Source organism: Endobacterium panacihumi, assembly GCF_050847465.1.
GTDB classification, from domain to species: domain Bacteria; phylum Pseudomonadota; class Alphaproteobacteria; order Rhizobiales; family Rhizobiaceae; genus Neorhizobium; species Neorhizobium panacihumi.
Genome location: NZ_JBOZRA010000001.1, coordinates 1968449 through 1993523, shown reverse-complemented (window position 1 = coordinate 1993523; position 25075 = coordinate 1968449). Strand labels below are relative to the sequence as shown.

24 protein-coding genes, 1 tRNA gene, 1 pseudogene and 1 riboswitch are annotated in these 25075 nt (G+C 58.7%); of the genes and pseudogenes, 14 read left to right on the top strand and 12 right to left on the bottom strand.

The genetic code is table 11. The annotated features are described in order from the left end of the window. Positions 1-3: 3 nt before the first annotated feature. Together ACRQ1B_RS09935 and ppk2 are read right to left on the bottom strand one after the other, a co-directional pair. Positions 4-969, bottom strand: a complete 966-nt coding sequence (locus ACRQ1B_RS09935; RefSeq protein ID WP_432293407.1) for a siderophore-interacting protein — start codon at positions 967-969, stop codon at positions 4-6. A 91-nt stretch (positions 970-1060) separates the two neighbouring features. Continuing rightward, a complete protein-coding gene (gene ppk2 / locus ACRQ1B_RS09930) occupies positions 1061-1936 on the bottom strand; it encodes a polyphosphate kinase 2 (protein ID WP_432293406.1) in 876 nt (291 codons plus the stop codon). A gap of 283 nt (positions 1937-2219) precedes the next feature. Here ppk2 and phoR point away from each other — a divergent pair, with 283 nt between their 5' ends. The 7 genes from phoR (at position 2220) to phoB (ending at position 9973) form a co-directional block, all read left to right on the top strand. Then, positions 2220-3449, top strand: a complete 1230-nt coding sequence (gene phoR / locus ACRQ1B_RS09925; RefSeq protein WP_432293405.1) for a phosphate regulon sensor histidine kinase PhoR — start codon at positions 2220-2222, stop codon at positions 3447-3449. A 192-nt stretch (positions 3450-3641) separates the two neighbouring features. Beyond that, a complete protein-coding gene (locus ACRQ1B_RS09920; protein WP_432293404.1) occupies positions 3642-4676 on the top strand; it encodes a PstS family phosphate ABC transporter substrate-binding protein in 1035 nt (344 codons plus the stop codon). Positions 4677-4869: 193 nt separating this feature from the next. Further along, positions 4870-6357, top strand: coding sequence for a phosphate ABC transporter permease subunit PstC (pstC, locus tag ACRQ1B_RS09915; RefSeq protein ID WP_432293403.1), 1488 nt, complete (start codon positions 4870-4872; stop codon positions 6355-6357). After that, a complete protein-coding gene (gene pstA, locus ACRQ1B_RS09910; protein WP_432293402.1) occupies positions 6354-7670 on the top strand; it encodes a phosphate ABC transporter permease PstA in 1317 nt (438 codons plus the stop codon). Before pstC ends, pstA begins: the two co-directional genes overlap by 4 nt. Before the next feature lie 13 nt (positions 7671-7683). After that, positions 7684-8499, top strand: a complete 816-nt coding sequence (gene pstB / locus ACRQ1B_RS09905; protein WP_432293401.1) for a phosphate ABC transporter ATP-binding protein PstB — start codon at positions 7684-7686, stop codon at positions 8497-8499. Between the two features lie 52 nt (positions 8500-8551). Then, a complete protein-coding gene (gene phoU, locus ACRQ1B_RS09900; protein WP_432293400.1) occupies positions 8552-9265 on the top strand; it encodes a phosphate signaling complex protein PhoU in 714 nt (237 codons plus the stop codon). Between the two features lie 24 nt (positions 9266-9289). After that, positions 9290-9973, top strand: a complete 684-nt coding sequence (gene phoB, locus ACRQ1B_RS09895; RefSeq protein WP_306839816.1) for a phosphate regulon transcriptional regulator PhoB — start codon at positions 9290-9292, stop codon at positions 9971-9973. A 61-nt stretch (positions 9974-10034) separates the two neighbouring features. On the opposite strand, the gene ACRQ1B_RS09890 is transcribed toward phoB, so the two are convergent. The 3 genes from ACRQ1B_RS09890 to ACRQ1B_RS09880 form a co-directional block, all read right to left on the bottom strand. Beyond that, positions 10035-10475: a PACE efflux transporter gene (locus tag ACRQ1B_RS09890; protein WP_432293399.1), complete on the bottom strand. Its 441-nt coding sequence runs from the start codon at positions 10473-10475 to the stop codon at positions 10035-10037. 218 nt (positions 10476-10693) lie between these two features. Continuing rightward, positions 10694-11239 (bottom strand): GcrA family cell cycle regulator, encoded by a 546-nt coding sequence (locus ACRQ1B_RS09885; protein WP_432293398.1) that lies wholly within the window; start codon positions 11237-11239, stop codon positions 10694-10696. Between the two features lie 131 nt (positions 11240-11370). Continuing rightward, positions 11371-11622, bottom strand: a complete 252-nt coding sequence (locus ACRQ1B_RS09880) for a hypothetical protein (protein ID WP_432293397.1) — start codon at positions 11620-11622, stop codon at positions 11371-11373. Between the two features lie 35 nt (positions 11623-11657). On the opposite strand from ACRQ1B_RS09880, the gene ACRQ1B_RS09875 reads away from it, so the two are divergent. The 3 genes from ACRQ1B_RS09875 (at position 11658) to ACRQ1B_RS09865 (ending at position 15026) form a co-directional block, all read left to right on the top strand. After that, on the top strand, positions 11658-12854 hold the full coding sequence (locus ACRQ1B_RS09875) for an aspartate aminotransferase family protein (protein ID WP_432293396.1): 1197 nt from the start codon (positions 11658-11660) through the stop codon (positions 12852-12854). A gap of 53 nt (positions 12855-12907) precedes the next feature. After that, a complete protein-coding gene (argF, locus tag ACRQ1B_RS09870) occupies positions 12908-13825 on the top strand; it encodes an ornithine carbamoyltransferase (RefSeq protein ID WP_432293395.1) in 918 nt (305 codons plus the stop codon). A 211-nt stretch (positions 13826-14036) separates the two neighbouring features. Further along, a complete protein-coding gene (locus ACRQ1B_RS09865) occupies positions 14037-15026 on the top strand; it encodes an Hsp33 family molecular chaperone (RefSeq protein WP_432293394.1) in 990 nt (329 codons plus the stop codon). A 64-nt stretch (positions 15027-15090) separates the two neighbouring features. On the opposite strand, the gene apaG is transcribed toward ACRQ1B_RS09865, so the two are convergent. After that, complete coding sequence (gene apaG / locus ACRQ1B_RS09860; RefSeq protein ID WP_132276650.1) at positions 15091-15483, bottom strand: Co2+/Mg2+ efflux protein ApaG; 393 nt, start codon at positions 15481-15483, stop codon at positions 15091-15093. 153 nt (positions 15484-15636) lie between these two features. Beyond that, on the bottom strand, positions 15637-16833 hold the full coding sequence (locus ACRQ1B_RS09855) for an O-succinylhomoserine sulfhydrylase (protein WP_432293393.1): 1197 nt from the start codon (positions 16831-16833) through the stop codon (positions 15637-15639). 46 nt (positions 16834-16879) lie between these two features. Next, a riboswitch (SAM riboswitch) is annotated at positions 16880-16958 on the bottom strand. Positions 16959-17037: 79 nt separating this feature from the next. Between ACRQ1B_RS09855 and ACRQ1B_RS09850 the strand changes: the two genes are divergently transcribed. Then, positions 17038-18129: a 2'-deoxycytidine 5'-triphosphate deaminase gene (locus ACRQ1B_RS09850; RefSeq protein WP_432293392.1), complete on the top strand. Its 1092-nt coding sequence runs from the start codon at positions 17038-17040 to the stop codon at positions 18127-18129. Positions 18130-18188: 59 nt separating this feature from the next. Next, a tRNA-Gly gene (locus tag ACRQ1B_RS09845) sits at positions 18189-18262 on the top strand. A gap of 460 nt (positions 18263-18722) precedes the next feature. On the opposite strand, the gene ACRQ1B_RS09840 is transcribed toward ACRQ1B_RS09845, so the two are convergent. After that, complete coding sequence (locus tag ACRQ1B_RS09840; RefSeq protein WP_432293391.1) at positions 18723-19715, bottom strand: SGNH/GDSL hydrolase family protein; 993 nt, start codon at positions 19713-19715, stop codon at positions 18723-18725. Here ACRQ1B_RS09840 and ACRQ1B_RS09835 point away from each other — a divergent pair. Further along, complete coding sequence (locus ACRQ1B_RS09835) at positions 19701-20726, top strand: acyltransferase family protein (RefSeq protein WP_432293390.1); 1026 nt, start codon at positions 19701-19703, stop codon at positions 20724-20726. The genes ACRQ1B_RS09840 and ACRQ1B_RS09835 overlap by 15 nt on opposite strands. A 316-nt stretch (positions 20727-21042) precedes the next feature. Here the strand turns inward: ACRQ1B_RS09835 and ACRQ1B_RS09830 are convergent, their stop codons facing one another. The 3 genes and pseudogenes from ACRQ1B_RS09830 to ACRQ1B_RS09820 form a co-directional block, all read right to left on the bottom strand. Beyond that, the gene (locus ACRQ1B_RS09830) at positions 21043-21204 is read right to left on the bottom strand and encodes a Thivi_2564 family membrane protein (protein WP_432293389.1); all 162 of its coding nucleotides are present in this window, start codon (positions 21202-21204) and stop codon (positions 21043-21045) included. Positions 21205-21321: 117 nt separating this feature from the next. Continuing rightward, positions 21322-22392 (bottom strand): annotated as a pseudogene (locus tag ACRQ1B_RS09825) (glycosyltransferase family 2 protein); the annotation flags it as partial. Between the two features lie 33 nt (positions 22393-22425). Continuing rightward, entirely contained in the window at positions 22426-23145 is a 720-nt protein-coding gene (locus ACRQ1B_RS09820) for a hypothetical protein (RefSeq protein WP_432293388.1), read from the bottom strand. Between the two features lie 212 nt (positions 23146-23357). Between ACRQ1B_RS09820 and ACRQ1B_RS09815 the strand changes: the two genes are divergently transcribed. Beyond that, entirely contained in the window at positions 23358-24215 is an 858-nt protein-coding gene (locus tag ACRQ1B_RS09815; protein WP_432293860.1) for a transporter substrate-binding domain-containing protein, read from the top strand. A 16-nt stretch (positions 24216-24231) separates the two neighbouring features. On the opposite strand, the gene ACRQ1B_RS09810 is transcribed toward ACRQ1B_RS09815, so the two are convergent. Further along, a complete protein-coding gene (locus ACRQ1B_RS09810; RefSeq protein ID WP_432293387.1) occupies positions 24232-24906 on the bottom strand; it encodes a S24 family peptidase in 675 nt (224 codons plus the stop codon). Between the last annotated feature and the right edge of the window lie 169 nt (positions 24907-25075).

Sequence of the window (25075 nt, the reverse complement as noted above, 5' to 3'; positions counted from 1 at the left end):
CCTTCAGCTCCAATAGGAAACCGCCGTAAAATCGCGCTTGCCGAAACCGCGGGCCAGAAGGCAGGTGCGGGCGGCCTTGGCGGCGTCGCAATGGCCGGCAAACCAGACGTGGCATGTGGCGGGCGTCTCGCAGCATTCCAGCGCTTCCACGAGATTGTCCACCGGCACGACACGGTCGTCGCCGGCAAGTTCGCAGAGATTTTCTCTGGAAACCTGCAGATAGGCTTTCACCTTGCCGGGGGCTGCGGCCAGCATGCGCGAAATCGCCGGCATGGCCGTTTCGTCACCGAACAGCAGAAGTTCGGCTGCCGCCGGGCATCCGCCGCCGCCGGGGCCCATCAGGCCGACGGTCTCGCCGATCGGATTGCTGTCCGCCCAGTCGGATGTCGGGCTGCCTTGATGGCGAAAAATGTCGAATTCCAGCCAGCCGTCCCCGGTCGCCATCGTCGTGTAGACCGGCTTGTGCAGCGCGTCTTCGCCCTCTGGCCACAAGGTGCGGCCATTGGCGGCGGTGCGCGGCCAGATCGGCGCGCGGCCACGCGGGCCGATGAGGATACGGAAATGCAGGCTGCCGGTGGCAAACCGTTCGGCGTCGTCACCTTCAAGGCGAACACGCAGATAACCGGGCGAACGGCGAGAAACCGATGCCACCGTCATCAGCGACAGGCCGGGCGCCAGCGCGCCTTCATCCACCTTGTCCCATGCGACCGACAGGTTCTTGCCGTCCAGCAATTCGGTCACGCTGTCCTGCAGCGTGCGCAACAGGCGTTCTTCCGGCGAGGTCAGCTTGACGGTGACGGTATCACCAGCGGGATGAAAACTGGCCTTGGAATTCCAGACGCAAAGGGAAAGGCTGGAACCATCCTGTTCCAGCTCGATATCCCAAAGTTTTGCCCGTTCCTTGAGCGCTTCCAGTGCCGCCGCGCCATTTTCGGCGATACGGCCTTCCGTCTGATGTGTCGCTGCCATGTCTCTAACCCGGACTGTCCGTTCCGGGCTTCATGCACATTCCTGAGTATAAATGTCAAGAATGAGATCGACTACATCGAACACAAACCGATCATCGCAGCATTTTGGGGCCACCAAGAATTTTGTCATCGATCTCGCCGATCGCATCGAGATCACGCCCGACATAATCAATCGATTTCAGGATATGCCGCAGCACATTGACGCGCGCCCGACGCTTGTCGTTGGACAGCACCACCGTCCACGGGCTGTCGTCCTTGTGGGTCTTGTCCAGCATGGCGTCGCGCTTGGCGGTGTAATCGTCCCATTTCGGCAGGCCGGCAATGTCCATCGGCGAAAGCTTCCATGTCTTCAGCGGGTCATGGCGGCGATCGTGAAAGCGCTTCAGCTGCATTTCATGGCCGATATCCAGCCAGAACTTGAAGAAATGGATGCCGTCATCGACGATCATCTGCTCGATATGCGGCACCGTCTTGATGAAGTCGCGATACTGCTCGACCGTGCAGAAGCCCATGACCGGCTCGACCACGGCGCGGTTATACCAGGAGCGGTCGAACAGGGTGATCTCGCCGGCACTGGGGAAATGCGTCACATAGCGCTGAAAGTACCATTGGCCGGCTTCCTTATCGGTCGGCTTGGCCAGTGCGATCACATGCGCGGAGCGCGGGTTGAGATAGGAATGCAGGTTGAAGATCGTGCCACCCTTGCCGGCCGCATCGCGCCCCTCGAACAGCGCCATCATCCGCTTGCCGGTGGATTGCAGCGAATATTGCAGTTTCACCATCTCGACCTGCAGCGCATGCATCTCTTTTTCGTATGTCTCGCGCTTCAGCTTGTCGTCATAGGGAAAGCCGCCGGAGGACAGCGCCTTTTCTTCCACCCAGTCCGGCAGGTTCGGATCATCGATGTTGAAGATGCGCTTCTTGCCCTTGATATCGAGTTCGACGGCGCGGTCCTGGGCAAAATCCATGTGTGACATCCTTCTGGGGCTTCGGCTTTCGGCAGTTAAAACAAAGCTAGTGCAGTGAGTGGCTTAATGCCAGTTTTTACAAAACACAGGCGCCTTCATCGTTCTGTTGCAAAGCTGTGCAAAATCGCTTGGTTTCGGGCGATCAATGCATATCTGTCATGATCGCGCTATAAGACCACCGGTTATCGTTTCGAGGGTGGCGATTGGGAGCGCGCGTATGAGCGTGGTGGAAGCGGTGAGCAAAGACAGCAGGCAGGCAGAAGAGAAACAAGCAGGCATGCAGATGGCTTCCAGATTCAGGCGCGGTTGGCCGATTTTTGTGGTGGCGACGCTTCTGGCGATCATTGCCTGGTTTTCGCAGGTCGATGGGCTGATGGTCGCTGCCGGCTGGGTGTTGATCGTGTTGTCCGTTTTCGCCATCCGCTTCGGGTCCGCAGCCGTTGCCAATGCACCGGCGAAAGAGGCGGCCTCGGAAGAGGCGGATGAGCAGCCGCTCGACGAGGTGGTCACCGCCTATCGCGCGCTGGATATCCCGATCCTCATCCTCTCCAGCGATGCGACGGTGCTTTACCACAATCCGGCGGCCGAAAAGGCGCTGGGCGAGTTCGAGCTCGGTTCGCACCTTTCGGCGCGCCTGCGTTCGCCCGGCATTCTCGACATGGTGCGCGAAACGGTGGCGACCGGCGAGCCGAACCAGATGGAACATTCCGAACGCCTGCCGTCCGAACGGGTCTATATCCTGCGCATAGCACCCATTCTGGAAGAAGGTGCAGCCGTCGGCACGTCGCGTTTTTATGTCCTGTCCTTCCGCGACATTTCCGAACTGCGTCGGCTTGACCGCATGCGCTCGGACTTCGTCGCCAATGCCAGCCACGAACTGCGTACGCCGCTTGCCTCGCTGCGCGGCTTTATTGAAACCATTCAGGGCCCGGCCAAGGGCGATGCCAAGGCGCAGGAAAAATTCCTCGGCATCATGCTCGATCAGGCCACTCGCATGAGCCGCCTTGTCGACGATCTTCTGTCTTTGTCACGGCTGGAGCTCAAATCCCATATTGCCCCCGATCAGCGTGTCGATTTGTTGCCGGTTGTCTGCCATGTGCGCGATGCGCTGCAGCCGTTGGCATCCGATCTCGGTGTCGATATCCGTATGCATATGCCGGAAGGCAAGGTGGAGGTGACCGGCGATCGCGACGAATTGGTGCAGGTCGTGGAAAATCTGATCGAGAACGCCTGCAAATACGGTCAGGAAGGCGAGGTGGTCGATGTCTATCTCACCAAGGGAGAGGGGCAGCCGGTCGAATTCAGCGTCGTTGATCGTGGTCCGGGCATCCCGGCCGAGCATGTGCCGCGTCTGACGGAGCGTTTTTACCGTGTCAGTGTGGCAGACAGCCGCTCCAAAAAAGGCACCGGTCTGGGGCTCGCCATCGTTAAGCATATTCTCACCCGCCACCGTGCGCGGCTGATCGTGAAGTCGGAAATTGGCAAGGGAACCACGTTTACCGTCCGTTTTTGACATAAAGCCCGGATGTAAGATTCACACGGAAAAAATAACATATAAAATTCAGATAGATAATCTGTCACAATTGTTTCATCGAAGTGACATAAAAGCTGAGGCCAAGGGCAGCTAAGACGTGCTGGCCGAAAGCCGGGAAGCGCGAAAAACCGGCTGCAAACGCTTTTACAAACCCATACCGGGAGAACATCGATGAACATGTTGAAACTTTCCGCAGCAGCCCTGGTGGCTTCTGTTGCCTTTGCTGGCGCAGCCGTTGCTCGCGACCAGGTTCAGGTTGCCGGCTCCTCCACCGTTCTGCCTTACGCAAAGATCGTTGCTGAAACTTTTGCCGAAACCTTCCCGAACTTCAAGGCTCCGGTCATCGAGTCCGGCGGCACGGGCGGTGGTCTGAAGGCATTCTGCTCGGGCGTCGGTGAAGGCACGATCGACATCGCCAACGCTTCGCGCGCCATCAAGAAGGACGAACTGGCTGCTTGTAAGGCTGCCGGCGTCAACGACGTTCAGGAAGTTCGCATCGGTTACGACGGCATCGTTTTTGCTGCCGACTCTTCCAACGGCGACATGAAGATCACCCCGAAGGACCTCTACACGGCTCTGGCTGCCCAGGTTGTTGTTGACGGCAAGCTCGTCGCCAACCCGCACAAGAACTGGTCGGACGTTAACGCAACTCTGCCGAAGGGCCCGATCGCTGCCTACATCCCGGGCTCCAAGCACGGCACCCGCGAAGTCTTCGAAGAGAAGATCATGGCTGAAGGCTGCAAGGAAGCCGGTGCCACCGACGTCATCAAGGCTTCGATCACCGACGCCAAGGCTGCTGCTGCCGCTTGCGTCGCAGTTCGTAAGGACGGCGCTGCAGTCGACATCGACGGCGACTACACCGAGACGCTCGCTCGTATCGCTGCCAACAAGACCGGCCTCGGCGTCTTCGGTCTGGCCTTCTACGAAAACAACATGGACAAGCTGAAGGTTGCGACCGTTTCGGAAGTTGTTCCGTCGACCGAAACCATCTCCTCCGGCAAGTACCCGGTTTCCCGTCCGCTGTTCTTCTACGTCAAGAAGGCTCACCTGGGCGTTATCCCGGGCCTGAAGGAATACGTAGAATTCTTCCTGTCTGACGACATGGTTGGCCCGGACAGCCCGCTGGCTGAATACGGCCTGGTTGCTGCTCCGGACGCACAGCGCGAAGAAGCCCGCAAGGCCTTCGAATCCGGCAAGACCATGTAATCTACGATCCGGCGCCGCTTCAAAAAAAGCGGCGCCGACTTCTTCTTCTTTGGCCTTTTGGTTGCCCGATCAGGGGCGGCTTTTGAGCGGACCCGCAGTGATGACTGCGTTGTGTAATCGCGAATAAATCGGTTCCGATGGTTGGAATTGTGCGGTAAGCGTGCCGCCGATGGCGGTAGGCCGGGGGATTGTGATGAGCACACCATTGATTTTGTTGGTACTGGCGATCTTTGCGATCGTCTGTTACGCCGTCGGGACACGGCGCGCCCTGGCCATTGCCGGCGGTTTGTCCTCCAGGCTGCATTCACGTCAGGGTTATTACGGCGCTTTTGTTGCCATATGCGCCACTGTGCCGGCTGCGGCTGTTCTTGTGATCTGGCTGATTGCCAGCCCCCTTTATATCAATTCCACCATCCATGACGGTTTTCCCGAAGAGGTGAAGGCCCAGTCGGAAGCGCAGCAGGGCCTCAGCTTCGGTATGGTCAACTCGCTGGCGCGCGGCATGGATGTGCTGACGCTTGAGGAAATCGACGCTGTCGGCGCCAATCCTGCCGAACTGCGCTCAGCGCTCGGCGCCAAGGGCGTGCCGCTTGCTGGCGATCCGGAGCCGTGGATGGTCTCCTCCGCCGGTGACCTCAACGCCATGCAGAAGATCAGCAATCGCGTCATGACCGCGATCGTCCTGATCGTGGCTCTTGCCGGTGCCGGTCTTTCCTATATCCGCATCGCCCCGCGTTTCCGTGCTCGTAACCGTGTCGAAAAGGTCATCCTTTCGGCCCTCATCCTCGCATCGTCGATCGCCATCGTCACCACGATCGGCATCGTCATGTCGATGCTGACGGAAGCCGGTCACTTCTTCGGCCGCGTCCCGGCCTGGGAATTCTTCTTCGGCACAGTCTGGGATCCGCGCTTTGCGGCTGCCGGTGCAGGTGCTGCATCGGATGGTCAGTTCGGTCTCATCCCGCTTCTGGCCGGCACGCTCTATATCGGCTTCGTCGCCATGCTCGTCGCCGTTCCGGTCGGCCTGTTCTCCGCCATCTACATGTCGGAATACGCCTCTCCGAAGGTGCGCTCGATCGCCAAGCCGCTGCTGGAAGTTCTCGCCGGCATCCCGACCATCGTCTACGGCTTCTTCGCGCTCACCTCGGTCGGTCCGTTCCTGCGTGATATCTCGGCGCAGCTTCACGGCCTTGCCACCGGCGAATATGTCAACTTCATCCAGGCGCAGTCGGTTCTGACCGCCGGTTTCGTCATGGGCATCATGCTGATCCCCTACGTTTCCTCGCTGTCGGACGATATCATCACCGCAGTGCCGCGTGCCCTGCGTGACGGTTCGCTCGGTCTTGGTGCCACCAAGTCGGAAACCATCAAGAAGGTCGTCATGCCGGCAGCTCTGCCGGGCGTCGTCGGCGCTCTCCTGATGACCGCCTCGCGCGCCATCGGCGAAACCATGATCGTGGTGCTTGCCGCCGGTGTTGCCGCCCGCATGCAGCTCAATCCGTTCGAGCCGATGACGACCGTGACCGTCAAGATCGTCAGCCAGCTGACGGGCGACCTTGAGTTCACCTCACCGCAGACGCTGGTTGCCTTCGCACTCGGTATCACGCTGTTTGCCATCACGCTTTGCCTCAACATCTACGCGCTCTTCATTGTGCGCAAATACCGGGAGCAGTACGAATGACCGACGTGGTTTCTTCCCCCGCCGGCGTGCTCGACAAGCCCGCCCGCCGCGATATCGGCATCAAGCGCCGTTACCGTGCAGAGCGCCGCTTCCGCGCCTATGGCATCGCCGCGCTTTCCTTCGGCCTGCTGTTCCTCTTTCTGCTTCTGTGGTCGGTTGTTTCCAAGGGTTACACCGCCTTCCAGCAGACGATGATCACCGTTCCGGTGGAGTTCTCCGAGCAGATCATCGACAAGGATAACGAGCGCGCCACCGATCCGCAGAAGCTGATGACGGCGAACTACCCGATCATCGCCCGCAATGCGGTTGCCAAGGCGCTTGGTGTTGCCGAAAACGATACGGCCGGCCTTCGCGCCGTCAACCAGATGATTTCGAACGGTGTTCGCGGTCAGCTGCGTGACATGGTCGTTGCCAACCCGCAGATCATCGGCACCACGCAGACGGTTTCCCTGCTCGCCGCCGGTGATATCGACAGCGCCTGGAAGGGCCAGATCGACCTCACCGTCACCGAACAGAACCGCAAGATCTCCGACCAGCAGGTCGGCTGGATGAACCAGCTGGCTGAAGCCGGTGCGCTCGGCAAGCATTTGAACGGCGGCATTTTCGTCAACGGCAATTCCAGTCGTCCGGAAGCAGCCGGCGTCGGTGTCGCCCTGATCGGTTCGTTCTACATGATGCTGATCGTGCTCGTTCTGTCGCTGCCGATCGGTGTGGCCGCCTCGATCTATCTTGAGGAGTTCGCGCCGAAGAACAAGCTCACCGACCTGATCGAAGTGAACATCAACAACCTCGCGGCCGTGCCGTCGATCGTTTACGGTCTTCTTGGTCTCGCCGTGTTCATCAACTTCATGGATCTGCCGCGCTCTGCCTCGCTGGTCGGCGGTCTGGTCCTGACGCTGATGACGCTGCCGACGATCATCATCGCCACCCGCGCGGCACTCAAGGCGGTTCCGCCGTCGATCCGCGCGGCGGCACTTGGCCTCGGCGCCTCGAAGATGCAGACCATCTTCCACCACGTTCTGCCGCTTGCCATGCCGGGTATTCTGACCGGCACCATCATCGGCCTGGCGCATGCGCTCGGTGAAACCGCGCCGCTCCTCCTGATCGGCATGGTCGCCTTCGTCGCCAACTATCCGACCACCCCTATGGATCCGTCCACGGCCCTGCCGGTTCAGATCTACATGTGGGCCAACGAGGCGGAACGCGCCTTCGTCGAAAGAACCTCGGGAGCGATCATCATCCTGCTCCTGTTCCTCATTGTCATGAACGTCGGGGCGATCCTGTTGCGCCGTCGCTTCGAACGGCGCTGGTAGAAGGAGCTCTGTTATGAACATGATGTCTGAAGCAGCAGTGGAAAAGGCGCTAGACAAGAAGATGAATGACATGTCCTACAAGATGATCGGCAACGACGTATCCGTCTATTACGGCGAGAAGCGTGCCCTGTTCGACGTCAACCTCAACGTTCGCGAAAACACGGTCACGGCGCTCATCGGCCCGTCGGGTTGCGGCAAGTCGACCTTCCTGCGCACGCTGAACCGCATGAACGACACGATCGAAGGCTGCCGCGTGACTGGCAAGATCACGCTCGACAGCGATGATATCTACGACAAGGAAATCGACGTCGTGGAACTGCGCGCCCGCGTCGGCATGGTGTTCCAGAAGCCGAACCCGTTCCCGAAGTCGATCTACGAAAACATCGCCTACGGCCCGCGCATCCATGGTCTGGCCCGCAACAAGGCCGATCTCGATCAGATCGTCGAGGCCTCGCTTCAGCGCGCTGGCCTGTGGACGGAAGTCAAGGATCGCCTGCATGAAGGCGGCACGGGCTTGTCCGGTGGTCAGCAGCAGCGTCTGTGCATTGCCCGCGCGGTTGCCGTTTCGCCGGAAGTCATCCTGATGGACGAGCCCTGTTCGGCGCTTGACCCGATCGCAACCGCAAAGGTCGAGGAACTCATCCACGAGCTGCGCGCCAATTACACGATCGTCATCGTCACGCACTCCATGCAGCAGGCGGCCCGCGTGTCGCAGCGCACGGCCATGTTCCACCTCGGCCAGCTGGTCGAGGAAAACGACACCGACAAGATGTTCACCAATCCCGATGACCAGCGCACGCAGGATTACATCATGGGCCGTTTCGGCTGATCCGGGCTCTTTGCCCGCATCGCCCTGACTGCAGACATCAAGGATCAGAAAAATGGTTTCGACCCATATTCTTTCGGCCTACGACGAAGAACTGAAATATTTGAACCGCCGCATTTCCGAAATGGGCGGCCTCGCCGAGCAGATGTGCGGCGACGCGGTTCGCGCGCTCGTCAATTCGGATACGGCGCTGGCCCAGAAGATCATTTCGGATGACGTCATCCTCGATCACGCCGAGCGCGAAATCCAGGACAAGGCGATTGTCACCATCGCCAAGCGCCAGCCGGTTGCCGCCGACCTTCGCGAAATCATCGGCACGCTGCGCATCGCCGCCGACCTCGAGCGCGTCGGTGACCTTGGCAAGAACACCGCCAAGCGCGTTATCGCCGTGCAGGGCACAGGCGTGCCGCGCAAACTGGCCCGTGGCCTGGAGCATCTCTCCGAACTGGCGCTGGTGCAGCTCAAGGACGTTCTCGACGTGTTTGCCAGCCGCTCGGCTGAAAAGGCGGAAATCATCCGCCAGCGCGACGAGGAAATCGACGCGATGTACACGTCGCTGTTCCGCGAACTGCTGACCTACATGATGGAAGATCCGCGCAACATCACCTCGTGCACGCATCTTCTGTTCTGCGCCAAGAACATCGAGCGTATCGGCGACCACGCCACCAACATCGCCGAGACCATCTATTACATCAAGACCGGTGCCCAGCTCGAAGGCGAGCGTCCCAAGGACGATACGGCAAACACGGTTGGTGCGCTCGTCGACTGACGGGCGAAACGGAGCAGATAAGACATGCTACCCAAGATCGCGGTCGTTGAAGACGAAGAAGCACTGAGCGTGCTTCTTCGCTACAATCTCGAAGCCGAAGGATATGAGGTCGAAACCGTTTTGCGCGGTGACGAGGCCGAAATCCGACTTCAGGAACGCGTTCCTGACCTTCTCATCCTCGACTGGATGCTGCCGGGCGTGTCCGGCATCGAACTGTGCCGGCGGCTGCGCATGCGACCGGAGACCGAGCGTCTGCCGATCATCATGCTGACGGCGCGCGGCGAGGAAAGCGAACGTGTTCGCGGTCTGGCGACCGGCGCGGACGATTATGTCGTCAAGCCGTTTTCCACGCCGGAACTGATGGCCCGAGTCAAGGCGATGTTGCGCCGCGCCAAGCCGGAAGTTCTCTCCAGCGTGCTGAAATGCGGTGACATCGAACTGGATCGTGAGACCCATCGCGTTCACCGCAAGACCCGCGAAGTGCGTCTCGGCCCGACCGAGTTCCGCCTTCTGGAATTCCTGATGGTATCACCGGGTCGCGTTTTCTCGCGCTCGCAACTGCTGGATGGCGTCTGGGGCCATGATATCTATGTGGATGAGCGTACCGTCGACGTGCATGTCGGCCGTCTGCGCAAGGCTCTGAATTTTTCCAACATGCAGGATGTCATCCGCACCGTTCGTGGCGCGGGTTATTCGATGGAAGCCTGATCCGCTTCATCTGTGTTGAAATTGAAAAGGCCCGGATGTGTCATCGCATCCGGGCCTTTTGTCATTCTGCAGGTGCTTGCGCCTCGCGCCATTCCGGCAGGGGAAAGATCCGGTCATAGGCCATGTTGAAGACGAAGGCGTAGACCAGGTAGAAGGTCGCAAACGAGATATCCATCACCAGTGCCTGCCAGAGCGTGACGCCCAGATACCAGGCGATGAAGGGCAGGAGCACGATCAGCAGACCAAGCTCGAACAGCACCGTATGGGCAATACGCAGCGGCATCGTCTTCAGCGTGCTGCCGCGAAACTTCTGCATCAGGTGGTCGAAGCCGAGATTGTAGACGTAGTTCCATGCCGTTGCGACGGTGGCGGAAACGATGCCCACGACGCCGACATGTTCGACCGGAAGATGGAACACGAAGGATGCGAGCGGCGTGAAAAGCGCAAGCCCGATGACTTCAAAGCTGATGGCATGGCGAATACGGTCGCGCACTGTGCGCATGGTCAACCCCTTGGGTTTGCCGGGCCGTCCCGGTGTTTTATGCCCAATACGGGGGAGGTCGTCCTCGCGAACTCTAAATAGGTTTTCGAGCTGCCATAGGCAAGCCTTCAGGTGGCAAGGCTGCTATGCACTTAGGCAAATGCCGCATCTGAAGGCATGAAAAAAAGCGGGCCAGAAGCCCGCTTTTCAATCTCGTCCTCGTGTGTGTCGCGGCCTGATCAGGCGCGGGCAGCAGCCTTGTTGCGGCGCTCGTTGACCGGCTGGTAGGCCATGCGGCCGTGGTATTTGCAGTAAGGCGAATTGTCCGGGGATTCTGCGCCGCAGAAGTGGAAATCGTCCTTGAGGGGGTCGCCCATCGGCCACTTGCAGGTACGCTCGGTCAGTTCCGTCAGCGCCAGCTTGCGGTTGATCGGAACGACGATGTTGCCGGCCGGCTTGTAGACAGCGACTTCCTGCGTCTCGTCCATGTCCATCTCTTCGCGCACCATGGTGGCGCCGACCGGGCGCTGAACGGTACGGGTCTGAGGACGGGCCGCAAAATTGCTCTGCGGACGCGGCGCCGAAGACGCCACGCGCTTGGCCGGACGCGGTGCGGTGCTCGTGCTGCCGCCGGCTTTCGCGCGGCCGGGCAGGTTCAGGCGATGGACTTTGCCAATCACCGCGTTACGGCTTACGCCTCCAAGTTGCGCCGCGATCTGGCTGGCGCTCAGGCCTTCGGCCCATAATTTCGTCAGGCGCTCGACGCGCTCGTCAGTCCAGTTCATGCTATCTCTCCGCCGTGAGGTGCTGAACGTGGCTTGAATCGGTCACCGTTCCGGCGAATGAATCCGCCAGAAAATACTACATCTATACTTTTGGTGACTAAGTCCGCCGCATGCAGCCTAGTAATTGACGATTAACCTAGTGTGGGGCTGACTCCGTGGCAAGAGTCGGGCGAATCACTGCGAATCGATTTCCGTGTTTTCCCCAACTTGCTGGTCAAGCGAGTCATATATGTCACAGCTTGAAGGCGAGTAACGGTCGCGCGCAATAAAGCTCTTTTCAAGGCATTGAAAGCTGTTTTGTTGACAGCACACAGCGAAATGCCGATAGTGCCCGCGCCGCCTGTCCAGGCGGCATTTTTAATTTCGGCGACATGGGTCGCCATCTGGTTTTCACCAGTTTCAAGGAGTGAATGTCGCCATGGCTGAAGCCGCGCTTTTCGACACGTTTGCTAGGGCTCCGCTGCGCTTCGAGCGCGGCGAAGGCGTTTGGCTTGTGACGGAACGCGGCGAGCGATATCTCGATTTTGGCGCCGGCGTCGCAGTCACCTCCTGCGGCCATTCCAACCCGCATCTGGTCGAGGCTTTGAAGTCGCAGGCTGAGAAGGTCTGGCACCTCTCCAACCTTTACGAAATCCCGGAGCAGGAGCGGCTAGCCCGCCGGCTGACGGAAGCGACGTTCGCCGACAAGGTGTTCTTCACCAATTCGGGTGCGGAAGCGCTGGAATGCGCGATCAAGACGGCGCGCCGTTATCACTTCTCCAAGGGCAACCCGGAAAAATTCCATATCATCACCTTCGAAGGTGCCTTCCATGGCCGCACGATCGCAACGATCGCTGCCGGTGGCCAGGAAAAGTACATGGAAGGTTTTGGCCCCAAGGCGCAAGGGTTCGATCAGGTCCCGTTTGGTGATCTCGAAGCCCTCAATGCCGCCATCACCGAAAACACCGGCGCCCTGCTGATCGAGCCGATCCAGGGCGAGGGCGGCGTGCGCCCCGTGCCGAAGGAATTCATGCGCGAACTGCGCCGCATCTGTGATGAGAAGGGCCTGCTCCTGATCCTCGACGAGGTTCAGACCGGCGTCGGCCGTACCGGCAAATTTTTCGCGCATGAATGGCTGGGCGTTACCCCGGATATCATGGCGATCGCCAAGGGTATCGGCGGCGGTTTCCCGTTCGGCGCCTGTCTGGCAACGGCCGAAGCCGCATCCGGCATGAAGCCCGGCATTCACGGCACGACCTATGGCGGCAACCCGCTCGCCATGGCCTGCGGCAATGCCGTGCTCGATATCGTTCTGGCTGACGGTTTCCTTGAAAACGTCCGTGACGTTGCGCTGGTCTTCCGTCAGGGGCTTGCGGCGCTGAAGGATCGTTTCCCGGAAGTGATCGAGGACATTCGTGGCGAAGGCCTGCTGCTCGGCATCAAGGCAAAAATTCCGGCCGGCGATCTCGTCACCGGCCTGCGCAACGAAAAGATGCTGGCCGTTCCGGCCGGCGACAATGTCGTGCGCCTGTTGCCGCCGCTGGTCGTGACCGCGGAAGAGGCCCGAGAAGGTCTGGCCCGTATCGAACGAGCCGCGGAAGCACTCACCGCTGAACAGTTGAAAAAAACCGCCTGAGGGGCAGGAGAGGGGACGCCGTTTCGGGTTCCCTCGTGAAGGGACTATTTGAAATGGCATCTCCCAAGCATTTTCTGGATCTTTCCGCCGTCTCCAAGCAGGATCTGCGGTCGATCCTCGATGACGCCAAGGTCCGCAAGGCCGCCACCAAGGCCGGCACGGCAGACAAGCCGCTGGCCGGCAAGATGCTGGCCATGATCTTTGAAAAGCCGTCCACCCGCACACGCGTCTCCTTCGATGTCGGCATGCGCCAGCTCGGCGGCGAAACCCTGTTCCTGTCCGGCACCGAAATGCAGCTCGGCCGCGCCGAAACGATCGGCGACACGGCCAAGGTGCTGTCGCGTTATGTCGATGCGATCATGATCCGCACCACCGATCACAAGCGCCTTCTGGAGCTTGCCGAACATGCCACCGTGCCGGTCATCAATGCGCTCACCGATGACACGCATCCCTGCCAGATCATGGCCGACCTGATGACCTTCGAGGAACATCGCGGCTCCGTCGAGGGCAAGACCTTTGCCTGGACCGGCGATGGCAACAACGTGCTGCATTCCTTTGTCGAGGGTGCTGCCCGTTTCGGTTACACGATGAACATGGCCGTCCCCATGGGCTCCGAACCGCACGACAAGTTCATGAACTGGGCGCGCAACAATGGCGGCGACGTCAAGCTGTACCACGATGCCGAACAGGCGGTTGCCGGCGTCGACATGGTCGTGACCGACACCTGGGTTTCCATGAACCAGGAACACAAGGCGCGCGGTCACAACATTTTTCAGCCCTATCAGGTCAATGACGCACTTATGAAGCGCGCCAAGGACGATGCGCTGTTCATGCACTGCCTGCCTGCGCATCGCGGCGAAGAAGTCACCGACAGCGTCATCGACGGCCCGCAATCGGTCGTTTTCGATGAGGCGGAAAACCGCCTTCATGCACAGAAGTCGGTTCTCGCCTGGTGCTTTGGCGCTATCTAAGGTGGGATTTTTGAGGGCCGACGCTGCGACTTGAATTCGACTTGAATTCGGTGGCGGCCCACACCACCTCTTGCACTTCAAACGGGCCGGGCGGCATGGTCGCGCCGGCCTTTCAACATATATCGGCGTCGTCTTTCGTCCGGCCAGCGGTTCCGCTCGGCAGGGGCTTGTGTCAGATTGATCGAAAAGACCGGCGCAGAAGGAGCGGAAAATGGCAGAAGCAACCGTTGAACTGAACGATCTCAGCCTTGCCGGCGACGATCGTGTCGTACCCTTTCAGGTCGAAGGTCTGGATGTGCGCGGCCGTGCGGTTCAGCTTGGGCCGATGTTGAACACCATCCTGGCCCGTCATGATTATCCGGCGCCGGTTGCCCGTCTGCTGGCGGAATCGCTGGTGCTGACGGCTCTGCTCGGGACCTCGCTCAAATTCTCCGGCAAGTTCACGGTGCAGACCAAGGGCGATGGACCGGTCGATCTTCTGGTCGCCGATTTTTCGACGCCGGATGCACTGCGCGCTTATGCCCGTTACGACGAGGATGCACTGGCCGCCGCTGTCGAGGCCGGTAAAATCGCGCCGCAGGAACTGCTGGGCGAAGGTATTCTGGCCTTCACCATCGATCAGGGCATGGGCATGCAGCCCTATCAGGGCATCGTGCCGCTCGACGGCTCGACGTTGGAAGAGATTGCCGGCGTCTATTTCCGCCAGTCGGAACAGATCCCCACCAAGGTGCGCCTCGGTGTCGCTGAACTGTTCGATCGCGACGAGGACGGCAAGCCGCGCCACAACTGGCGTGCCGGCGGCATCGTCGCGCAGTTCCTGCCGCAGGCGCCCGAGCGCATGCGCCAGCCCGACTTGCATGGCGGTGACGGCGATGAGCGCGAGGAAAACCATGCCGGTGACGACGCGTGGTCGGAAGCCCGGATGCTGGTCGAAACGGTGGATACGGACGAGTTGACCGACCCGCAGGTCGGCATCGAACGGCTGCTTTACCGCCTGTTCCATGAACGCGGCGTGCGCATCTACGATCCGCAGCAGGTGTTCGATCGCTGCAGCTGCTCGCGCGACAAGATCAAGGGCGTGCTCTCCGGCTTTACGGCTGAGGAAATCGAGGCCAGCCAGGAAGACGGCCAGATTGCCGTTTCCTGCGAGTTCTGCTCAACCACCTATCGGTATGACGTGGCGGAATTCGTCCCGGCGTGATTGGCAATGCCATCAAACGAAAAGGCCGGCAGTGATGCCGGCCTTTTCGTGAGGGAAAAACACTTCAGTTCAAGATCCGTAGCTGACCCGGTGAATCCAGCGAAAATGCCGGAATATCGACGATCATCGTCTCGCCGTCATCGGTTTCCATCTGGTAATGGCCGAACATCATGCCGGAAGGCGTGTCCAGCGGGCAGCCGGAGGAATATTCGTAACTGTCGCCGGGTTGCAGATGCGGCTGTTCGCCGACCACGCCAAGTCCCTCGACTTCGTCAACAAGACCGTTTTCGTCGGTAATGTGCCAATAGCGCTGAACCAGCCGCACAGGCTTGGAAGAATGGTTGGAAATAACGATCCGATATCCCCAGACATAGCGGCTCTCATCCGGATCGGACTGCTCCTCCAGATAATAGGGCTCGACTTCGACTTCGATATCTTTCGTTCGCGCACTATACATGCCCGATACACCTCACGCTGATACTATCGGTATCGTATAGAGTGTGGCTCACGTCAAGAAATCCCGGCCGCAAAGGGCTTTTGCGACCGGGATTCCGTATATTAGGGATAACTGCCATGGTAAACGGCAGCCTTTTTGCATCAAATGCGATATTTACGCGGAAATTTTCGATAATGCCTGCGCAAAATCCTCGATCAGATCCTCCGGATCCTCGATGCCGGCGGAGAAGCGCACGGTGCCGGCCGAGATGCCGAGTTCGGCCCGTGCCTCGTCGGTGAGGTTCTTGTGCGTGGTCGTCGCCGGGTGGGTGATGATCGAGCGCGTGTCGCCCAGATTGTTGGAAATGGTGACCACTTCCATGGCGTTCTGCAGCTTGAAGGCCGCTTCCTTGCCGCCCTTCAGTTCGAACGCCACCAGCGTCGAGCCGCCGGTCATCTGCTTGGCGATGATGTCTGCCTGCGGATGATCCTTGCGGCCCGGATAGATGACCTTGGCGACCTTGTCGCTGTCCGCCAGGAAATCGGCGATGCGGCCGGCATTTTCGGTCTGCTGCTTCACACGGATCGGCAGGGTTTCGAGGCCCTTGATCAGCGTCCAGGCTGTGAACGGCGACATGGCCGGGCCGGTATGGCGGTAATAATCCTGCAGATGCTCGGTCACCCATTCCTTGTCGGAAAGAATGACGCCGGCAAGGCTGCGGCCCTGGCCGTCGATATGCTTGGTGGCGGAGTAGACGACCACATGCGCACCGAGTTCCAGCGGCTTCTGGAAAAGCGGCGTGGCAAATACGTTGTCGACCACGACGCGGGCGCCGATCTGGTTGGCAAGCGCTGCAACGCCTGCAATGTCGATGACCTCAAGTGTCGGGTTGGTCGGGCTTTCGAGGAAGAAAACCTTGGTGTTCGGCTTGATCGCCTTTTCCCAGTTTTCGAGATGACGGCCATCGACCAGCGTGCATTCGATGCCGTAACGCGGCGCCAGCGTCTCGACCACCCAGCGGCACGAACCGAACAAGGCGCGGGCGGCAACGATATGGTCGCCGGCCTTCAGCTGGCACAGAAGCGCTGCCGTGATGGCGGCCATGCCGGAGGCGGTGGCGCGGGCTTCCTCGGCACCTTCCAGTGCGCACATGCGTTTCTCGAACATGTCATTGGTGGGGCTGCCGTAGCGGGCGTAAATATAGCCCTCTGCCTCGCCCTTGAAACGTGCTTCTGCCGACTCGGAGCTTTCATAGGTAAAGCCCTGCGTCAGGTAGATCGCTTCAGACATCTCGCCATATTGCGAGCGCAGCGTTCCGCCATGCACGAGTGTCGTTGCAGGGCGCCAATTCTTGTTCGGGATCTTGCTCATGTACTGACCACCTTCGTGATACAAAAAAACCGGCCGCAAAAGCAGACCGGTTTTCAACCCGGTCTTTTTAGCCACTTGTTTAACGTGGCTGCAAGCCGACCGGCCAAATCACCACGGGATAAAACTGGCATAATCCCGCTGTACGCTTGCGTCAATGGTCATGATTTGGTTTTGTCCGCCATTCGAGACCAAGGACTTTTGAAGATGATCAGGACGACCGGAATTTTGGCTGACCGCGCAATCGCGGCGCTGTTCGAGACAAAACGTCTGGTCAGCGAGCGTGCGCTTGATGACGATCAGATCCAGCCGGCGAGCCTCGATCTGCGTCTCGGCTCAAAGGCCTTTCGTGTCCGCGCCTCCTTCATGCCGGGCCCAAACAGTCTCGTGTCCGACAAGCTCGACCGTCTGAAGCTGCATGTCGTCGATCTGTCCGAGGGTGCCGTTCTGGAAACCGGTTGCGTCTATATCGTGCCGCTGATGGAGCGCCTCGACCTGCCGGGTGAGATGTCCGCCTCGGCCAATCCAAAGAGTTCGACCGGCCGTCTCGACATTTTTACCCGCGTCATCACCGATTATGCGCAGGAATTCGACAAGATCCCGGCCGGTTATTCCGGTCCTCTGTATCTCGAAATCTCGCCACGCACCTTCCCGATCGTCGTGCGTCAGGGCTCGCGCCTGTCGCAGATCCGTTTTCGCATCGGCAACGCGCTTCTGGGTGAACCGGAACTGGCAAAGCTGCACGAAGACGAAACGCTGGTCGCCTCGCAGCAGCCCAACGTCTCCGGCGGCGGTATCGCGCTGTCGATCGATCTGCGCGGCGACAAGGATGGCCTGATCGGTTATCGCGGCAAACACCACACGGCCGTGGTCGATGTCGACAAGAAGGCCCAGCATGACATTTTCGATTTCTGGGAACCGATCTATAGCCGCGGCCGCAACGAGCTGATCCTCGATCCGGATGAGTTCTATATCCTTGTGTCGCGTGAAGCCGTGCATGTGCCGCCGCTTTATGCTGCCGAAATGACGCCTTTCGATCCGCTGGTCGGCGAATTTCGCGTGCACTATGCCGGTTTCTTCGATCCCGGTTTCGGCCATGAGGCGGCGGGCGGTCGGGGCAGCCGTGCGGTGCTGGAAGTGCGCAGCCACGAAGTGCCGTTCATTCTGGAAGATGCCCAGATCGTCGGCCGCCTCGTTTATGAACATATGCTGGAAGCGCCGGAAGGGCTTTATGGCTCGGGCCTCGGCTCGAACTATCAGGCGCAGGGCCTGAAACTGTCGAAACATTTTCGCGCCTGATTGTCGCGGCAATGCCGCTTGACAGTTGCCGGCTTCTGTTGGAAGTCTGCGGGCATCAGGCGGGTGTAGCTCAATGGTAGAGCAGCAGCTTCCCAAGCTGAATACGAGGGTTCGATTCCCTTCACCCGCTCCAGTTGCCTGTCCAGCAACGTTAGTTCGTTACGTATTTTGCCTATGAGGCGGTGTGTCGAGATTGCGTGGCGCGTTTTCCCACAAGCGACTGAGTTTTGAAAACGCCGTTTCGATTGTGCGCTGGTCCGCCGGATAGTCGGAAGCTATGCACCAGTCGCTTTGACCAATAATCCGGGCCGTTCACTTTGTGGAAGCTCGATTATCGTGAGACACGATGCCGCCGGACAAAAAGCTCAACCTGTGTTGCTGTCATGTTTCACAAAAAAGGGGGGGCGCAAATCTTCTCCGCATGAGTGCAATGGCAATCCCAATTTCGGCTGCCGACAGCAGGCGTCGGAGAATGAGCGGCGGTGTGGGATATGACCTGTGTGCAATGACGTCATGTATGCCCGGTGTTCATCCGTCCGTAATGCTTGTCTTCGCTCTGGGATAAGCAACTGAGCTGTTCAGGTGACGTCGCCTCACCATCCAAAATAAGCCGCCAGAGCTTGAAACCACATGGCTGCCTGCAGTTCAACGCCCGCATTGTCCAGATGTGTCCCGTCCTTGCGGTATGTGATGAGATCTATGTTCGGACCCGGGATGGCATTGGGCATCAAGGCAATACGCCTCTGGATTTCTGCCGTTTTTGGATAGGTGGCCCAGGTCACCATCGTGTCAACCGCCACAAAATTCGGCGCTGCGACGCCGTGAGCCTTAAGGTTTCTGAAAATCGCCGAATAATTGGCGAAATACTCTTCCGCCGGCGTGCCGAGCGCGACGTCCGCTTGTCCTTGCTGAAACAACACCGCATCCGGCTTCAGCCCGAGTTTTGTCAAATTTTCTATCTGATAGACGATCAAGTCTGCGCCCGGGTTGCCAGGTGTAAAAAACTTTGAGCTCATTCCCCCAACCGCTGCCATGTTGATCAGCACCGCTCGATTTTTTCCGCGGGCAATGAGATTTGCCATTGGCAGCATGAAGGATTTAGCTCCGTCTCCCGCGCCAAACAATGGTGAATTGGCCTCATAACATTTGCCGGCCCATTGTTCGTAAACACGTTTGTAGCTGACCTTGCTCCATTCCGGGTCGCCGTTGCTGTTCGCCATCAGGCTCTGCCCAACACCAAGTAGCACAAAAGGTTTCTGGGTCGCGACCGAGGCGCAATCGACTTCGGTCTTATTGTTGATGTTGAGCATATCGACCGCGTGAGCGGGATGAAGCACCATGGATGTAAATTGTTTCTCTTCAAGGGCATTGGAGGCCTTGCAAGCGAGAATGGTTGTTAAAACACAGATTAAAACTGCACTTGGATAAGATTTTTTCATAAATATGATTGGTAGTCGTTTTTTTTCTGGAAAGAAAGTATCGACTGGGGCATAGAGAAAAAAAGCCAGGGGTTGCAAATGCGGTTCTATATGCTCGATTTCATGCGGTTCATTCTGGCCATGGTTGTGGTCTTGCTCCATATCCATGGTCAGGTTATGCCCGCGCAGGGCTATTTGGCCGTAGACTTCTTTTTCATCCTCTCAGGCTTTGTTCTATGTTTTGGATACGAGAAAAAATCGCGGTCTAACGGCTATTTTTGGGGATTCCTGCGTGATCGCTTGATCAGGCTTTATCCGCTTCATCTGCTCACGCTTTCTGTCTACGTGCCGATGTGCATTTTCTTTTACATGACCAGCGGCGGCCAGCTTCTGGAGCAGAATTGGATCGGCTTTCCGATTAATGCTTTGCTGCTTCAAGCTTACGGCATTCCAATGAGCGGAGTTCTAAACGCTCCAAGCTGGTCGATTTCGGTTGAGCTTTTTGTCAATGTGTTTTTGGCGCTGATTATATATGCGTTGTCTCGATCCAAATCTGTGTTGATATTTGTGTTTTTTGTCGTATTCGGAGCCTATGCGGCAAGTTATGCATCATTTGGGAATCTAGGAGGGATTGATCAATCGTCTCTCATATATGTGAATGCCGGAATGCTGCGTGGATTCGGCGGCATCTTTCTTGGTGTGCTCATCTACCATTCCTATCGCGCGTTCGAACGCCAGGTTGATCGATCGCCGATTCGGATTGCACTTGTCGCAGCAATTGCTGCAAGCGCATCTATCGTTTCATTTCTCGGGATGATATGGGCATGGTTTCCCGATTTCGCTTACATACCAATGTTTTTTGCGGCGATCCTCTTTACCGCGTTGTGGGAAAAATCAGCGCCTATAAGTAACAAACGGCTTGCCGCTTTCTTTGGGGCATCCGGTGCGCTTTCCTACGCCGTTTATCTATGTCATTGGCCGATAATTACCTTTATCCGGTATCAACTCACCTATGCTTGGCAGCTTCCCGTCGATATTGAGAGGCCATCGCATGGGGCCGTTGCTGTCCTTCTTATATTGATAATAAGTGCGTTCGTTCATTATCGTTTTGAATTGCCTATTCAGCGAGCATTGCGCAGTGGAGCTAAACCCGCAGGCGCAAGATACTCTTTTGGCTGACGAGTGGAAATACTTACAGGCGAAGACGCGATCCCCATTGCACTTCTCGATCGATCGAGCCTTGGTGCGGGTGCAGTTAACCTCGACACAAGGAAACCCAAAGCCTCTTCATCGCTTTAAGACTTCTGACCGAGAGGTACCGACTGGATGGAAAGAAATAATGAAAGGTCGGTGCGGTTTCGCCCCGGCTTTATATATTGCGAGGCCGGTGCATTTGTTATGATGCACCGGCCTCGTTTGTCATGGGGTGCTTTTTTTGTTGCCCGAAAGTGCCCGCCTTCATTCGGCGGGCCGGGGATCCTGGCCGATTGGTGGCTCAGAAAACCGCCAGATAGCGCAGCAGCGAGATGATACCGATGATGATCACGATGATCTGCACGATCTGTTTCGCGCGGCCGTCGATCGGAAGGCGCTGAACCAGATAAAGCACCAGAAAGATGACGAGGAAGGTGATCAGAATACCAATAAGTACCGACATGAACTTTTTCTCTCCATTTTAACCCGCCCGTCCCGAGCGGTGATGCAGGGGTTGTAAACAGAAAGCCGGTTGCCGATCGTCCTGCGCAGATACGCAGACCAAGGATCATGCGGGTTTCTATTTCTTCGTCCCGATGGTCGCATCAACGGGACGATGCGGCGTTTTGTTCCAGAAAAAAGGTTTTGTCCTCAATTCGTTGAGTGCTTTCCAGGCGGCGAGCGATGTCATCATCCAATAGAGCGGCACTGCGATCCAGCGCCATCCGACACGCTTTCTTTCGTGCGCTGTCATTGCTCGAAAACCGAGGCGGACCAGAAGCACGTAGCTACCCAGAATATTGAGAAGGTCGATGAAAATGAGCGGATGGTCAAAAAGCCCCGGTGCCGCGTCGGGATATTGGTAAAACATACAGGCGCCTGTCACCAGCAAAAGCAGGATCAGCGGATGCAGAAGCGCTGAAACCAGCATGCCACCGATCATCAGGTGAAAGGCGAGGGCGCCGAACCAGCCCATCTCGGCCAAATGGGCTCGGGGGTGACGTGTCGCCACAAGCCATGTCTGCACCCAGCCCTTGTACCAGCGGCTTCGTTGGCCAAGCCATTCGTGAAACGCTGTCGGCGCGTCTTCAAGCGTTTGTCGACGCAAGGTCGCCGCCCGGTATCCGTGTCGGTAGAGACGCACGCCAAGATCGGCATCTTCCGTGACATTGAACGGATCCCAGCCGCCGACCTCGATCAACGCGGATGTGCGAAAATGGTTGGAGGTGCCGCCAAGCGGCAGCGGCAGGCGGTGGGCTGCCAGCATCGGCAGCAGTGCACGGAACAGGCCCGAATATTCGACCGCGAACAGGGCACTGAGAAAGGATTTCTCGGCGTTGGTGATGACAAGCGGTGCTTGCAGGCAGGCAATCTCGTCACCGCTCGTGCTGAACCGTGCATGGGCTTCACGCAATTGCTGCGGATGCGGCCGGTCCTCGGCGTCGTATATGGCGAGATAGCTGCCGCGGGCCGCACACAGCGCGTAGGTTAGCGCCTTCGGCTTGGTGCGCGGCTGACAGGGCGGAACGGATATGATTTCGAAATGCGGCTTGAGCGGCAGTGCCCGCAAGGCTGCGATCGTATCAAGATCATCACCCTCGCAAACCAGCTTGATATCGAGCCGTGAGGGCGGCCAGTCCAGCCGCTCGAGGCTGCGGACGAGTTGTTCGGTAACTGTCGCTTCCTAGTAAAGTGCCACCATCACCGTGTAGACCGGCAGCCCTGCCTCGGATGGCATGTGCTCCGGCCATTCCGAAGTGGATGTCGGGATTGAATGCCGTTTGGAATAGGCGAGCGCCGCAATTCGTATCGCCAGAGAGCAAAGATAGAGCAGCGACAAGATGAGGTGGAGTGCGAAAAATGTGATCTGCGGAGCCAGAAGCAGCGCCATCACCACAAAAACGACAAGACCGCCCGCGGCAAATCCCTGAACGCCCGACAGAACGATGCGGGCAGAGGCATGCGTACGTGTCTCGAACAGGCTGGTGATCGCTGCTTTTACCCGCCGCGCAGCGCCGGCCTGCCAGACTGCCGTGCGGATTTGCGATGGCGTGGTAATCACCAAGCCCTGGCGCAAGGCCGGCAGTCTTTCCAGCAAGGCAGCAAGCTCGGCAAGCCGCGCGGCTTCGGGAATGATGGCCACCTGCGGCACCTTTTTCGGATGCTGCAGCCGGATCTGGTTGGGGCGCAGCAATTGCACGTCGAGCAGATCGCTATCGACGATATCGGCGGTGTGGATCTTGTCGATGAAAGGCAGGCGAAGAAAACGTGCCATGGCCGCAAAATAGGCGGCTTCATGGATCGAACCATCGGCCAGCAGTTCGGCTTCGATGCTTGTGCCATTGGTTTGAGCCCTCTCCGCAAAACGCCTTATCAGCGGTTTGCCGAAACCGAGGCTGGTCAATGCGGCGGTTTCGTCGCTTCTGGGATCAGGCCGTGGTGGTGGAGGCGCGGCCTCTTCGCCAGTGGTTCTTTTCGCGCCCACCGGGACACTATGAAAATATTCCCCGACACGCATGCTTCTGCTAAACCCCCCACAGGAATACGCCCCGGCATGTCTTGTTTTGGATCATACAGATGCACGCACTGGTTACATCCCCCAAAAAATGGGGGCGCATGATGGGTCTGGTGACGACGTTGTCCGTCATGCTGGCGGGCGGCATGCCAGCCGCCGCCCAGCAGCCCGTTTCGCTGCCGCCCGGTGGCAAGGATCTGCCGGTCATGTTCGATGCGCGCGAGCGTTTGCCGCGGCCGGACCTTTCCAATGTGCCGCGCATCCGCGTCCTTACTACGGTGGATTTTCCACCCTTCAGTTTTCTCGATCAGACCGGCCGTCTTGCCGGCTTTAATATTGATTTTATTCGAGAAATATGCGCAGAGCTGAAGGCCGAGGCAAAATGCCAGATCCAGGCAGTGCCGTATGCCGATCTGGAGTCCACGCTGGAAAAATCCGGTGCCGAAGTGGTGCTGGCAGGCGTTGCGGTGACGCCGGGCCTGCGGGAGAAATTTTCCTTCTCGCGGCCTTATCTGCTGCTGCCGGCGCGTTTTGCGGCGGGAAGCAAGATCGGGCTGACGGGGCACGCGTCGGTTGCGCTTTCCGGGCGTCCGGTCGGAGTCGTGGCCGGCACGGTACATGAAGCGATGCTGAAAGGCTTTTTCCCGAAAGTGCAGGTGCGACCGTTCGAAACCCCGGATGCCATGCTTGAGGCGTTGAAACAGGGCAATGTGGATGCCGTGTTTGCCGATGGCCTGCGGCTGCCGTTCTGGGTGGCGAGCGAGGCGTCCGGCGGATGTTGCACGCTGTTCGACGGACCTTACATGTCGCAGCGTTATCTCGGCGAAGGCCTGTCGGCCATGTTCCGCCATAATGACGTGACCTTGCCGGCCGCCTTCGACAGCGCCGTGGCGGCGCTCTCGCGCAATGGCCGCCTGCAGGAAATTTATCAGCGTTATTTCCCGAACGGTCTTTATTGAGAGGGTAGGGGCGGCCTTACTGGCTGGCCCAGATGATGCGGGCGATCCATTCGATCTCGCTCATCTCGAACGTGCGGTTGGGATGCGCCGGGTTGAGCGAATTGAGTTCGATGGATTTAGCGCTCTGGCGCAGCAGAACCTTTGCCATCACCTCGCCCTCGCGGGTTTTCACCACAACACGGTCGCCGCGCCGCACCTGCGCGCCGGGCTCCACGATCAGCCGGTCGCCGTCGCGGTAAAGCGGCAGCATGGAATCGCCCTGCACCTCCAGCGCATACACCGCGCCGCTTGTCGGGGCGGCCGGAAAATCCACCACGTCCCAGCCCTGGCCGGCGGGAAAACCACCGTCATCGAAAAAGCCGCCTGCACCGGCCTGCGCAAACCCCAGAAGCGGAATGCCACTCGAACGGGGTGGATAGGTCACTTCCGGCAGCGCTGCCGGTTGCGGCGCATGAACCGGCTCAGGCCCGAGAAAGGCCAGAAACTGGTCGATGCTGGAACCGGTCGCCTCCAGAACCTTGGATATCGATTCCGTCGAAGGCCAACGCATGCGGCCATCCGGCCCCTGCCGTTTGGATTTGTTGAAGGATGTCGGGTCGAGACCTGCCCGCCGGGCAAGGCCCGAAGGCGTCAATTGGTGGCGTTCGGCCAAGGCGTCGAGCGCGCTCCAGATCGTCTCGTGTGACAACATCGTTTTCAAATCCTGCCGTGCCAGGTCCGCGCGATATGTGCCTGACGGCAATGGCAGCGCGATACGGCTTGTCTTCGGTTCCGCCTTTCCGGAGAACCGGGAAGGCATCGAGTGCCTGGAACACGCAAGCACAGCCAGACGCTTCCGAACCTAGCCAAAACCCGGGGCG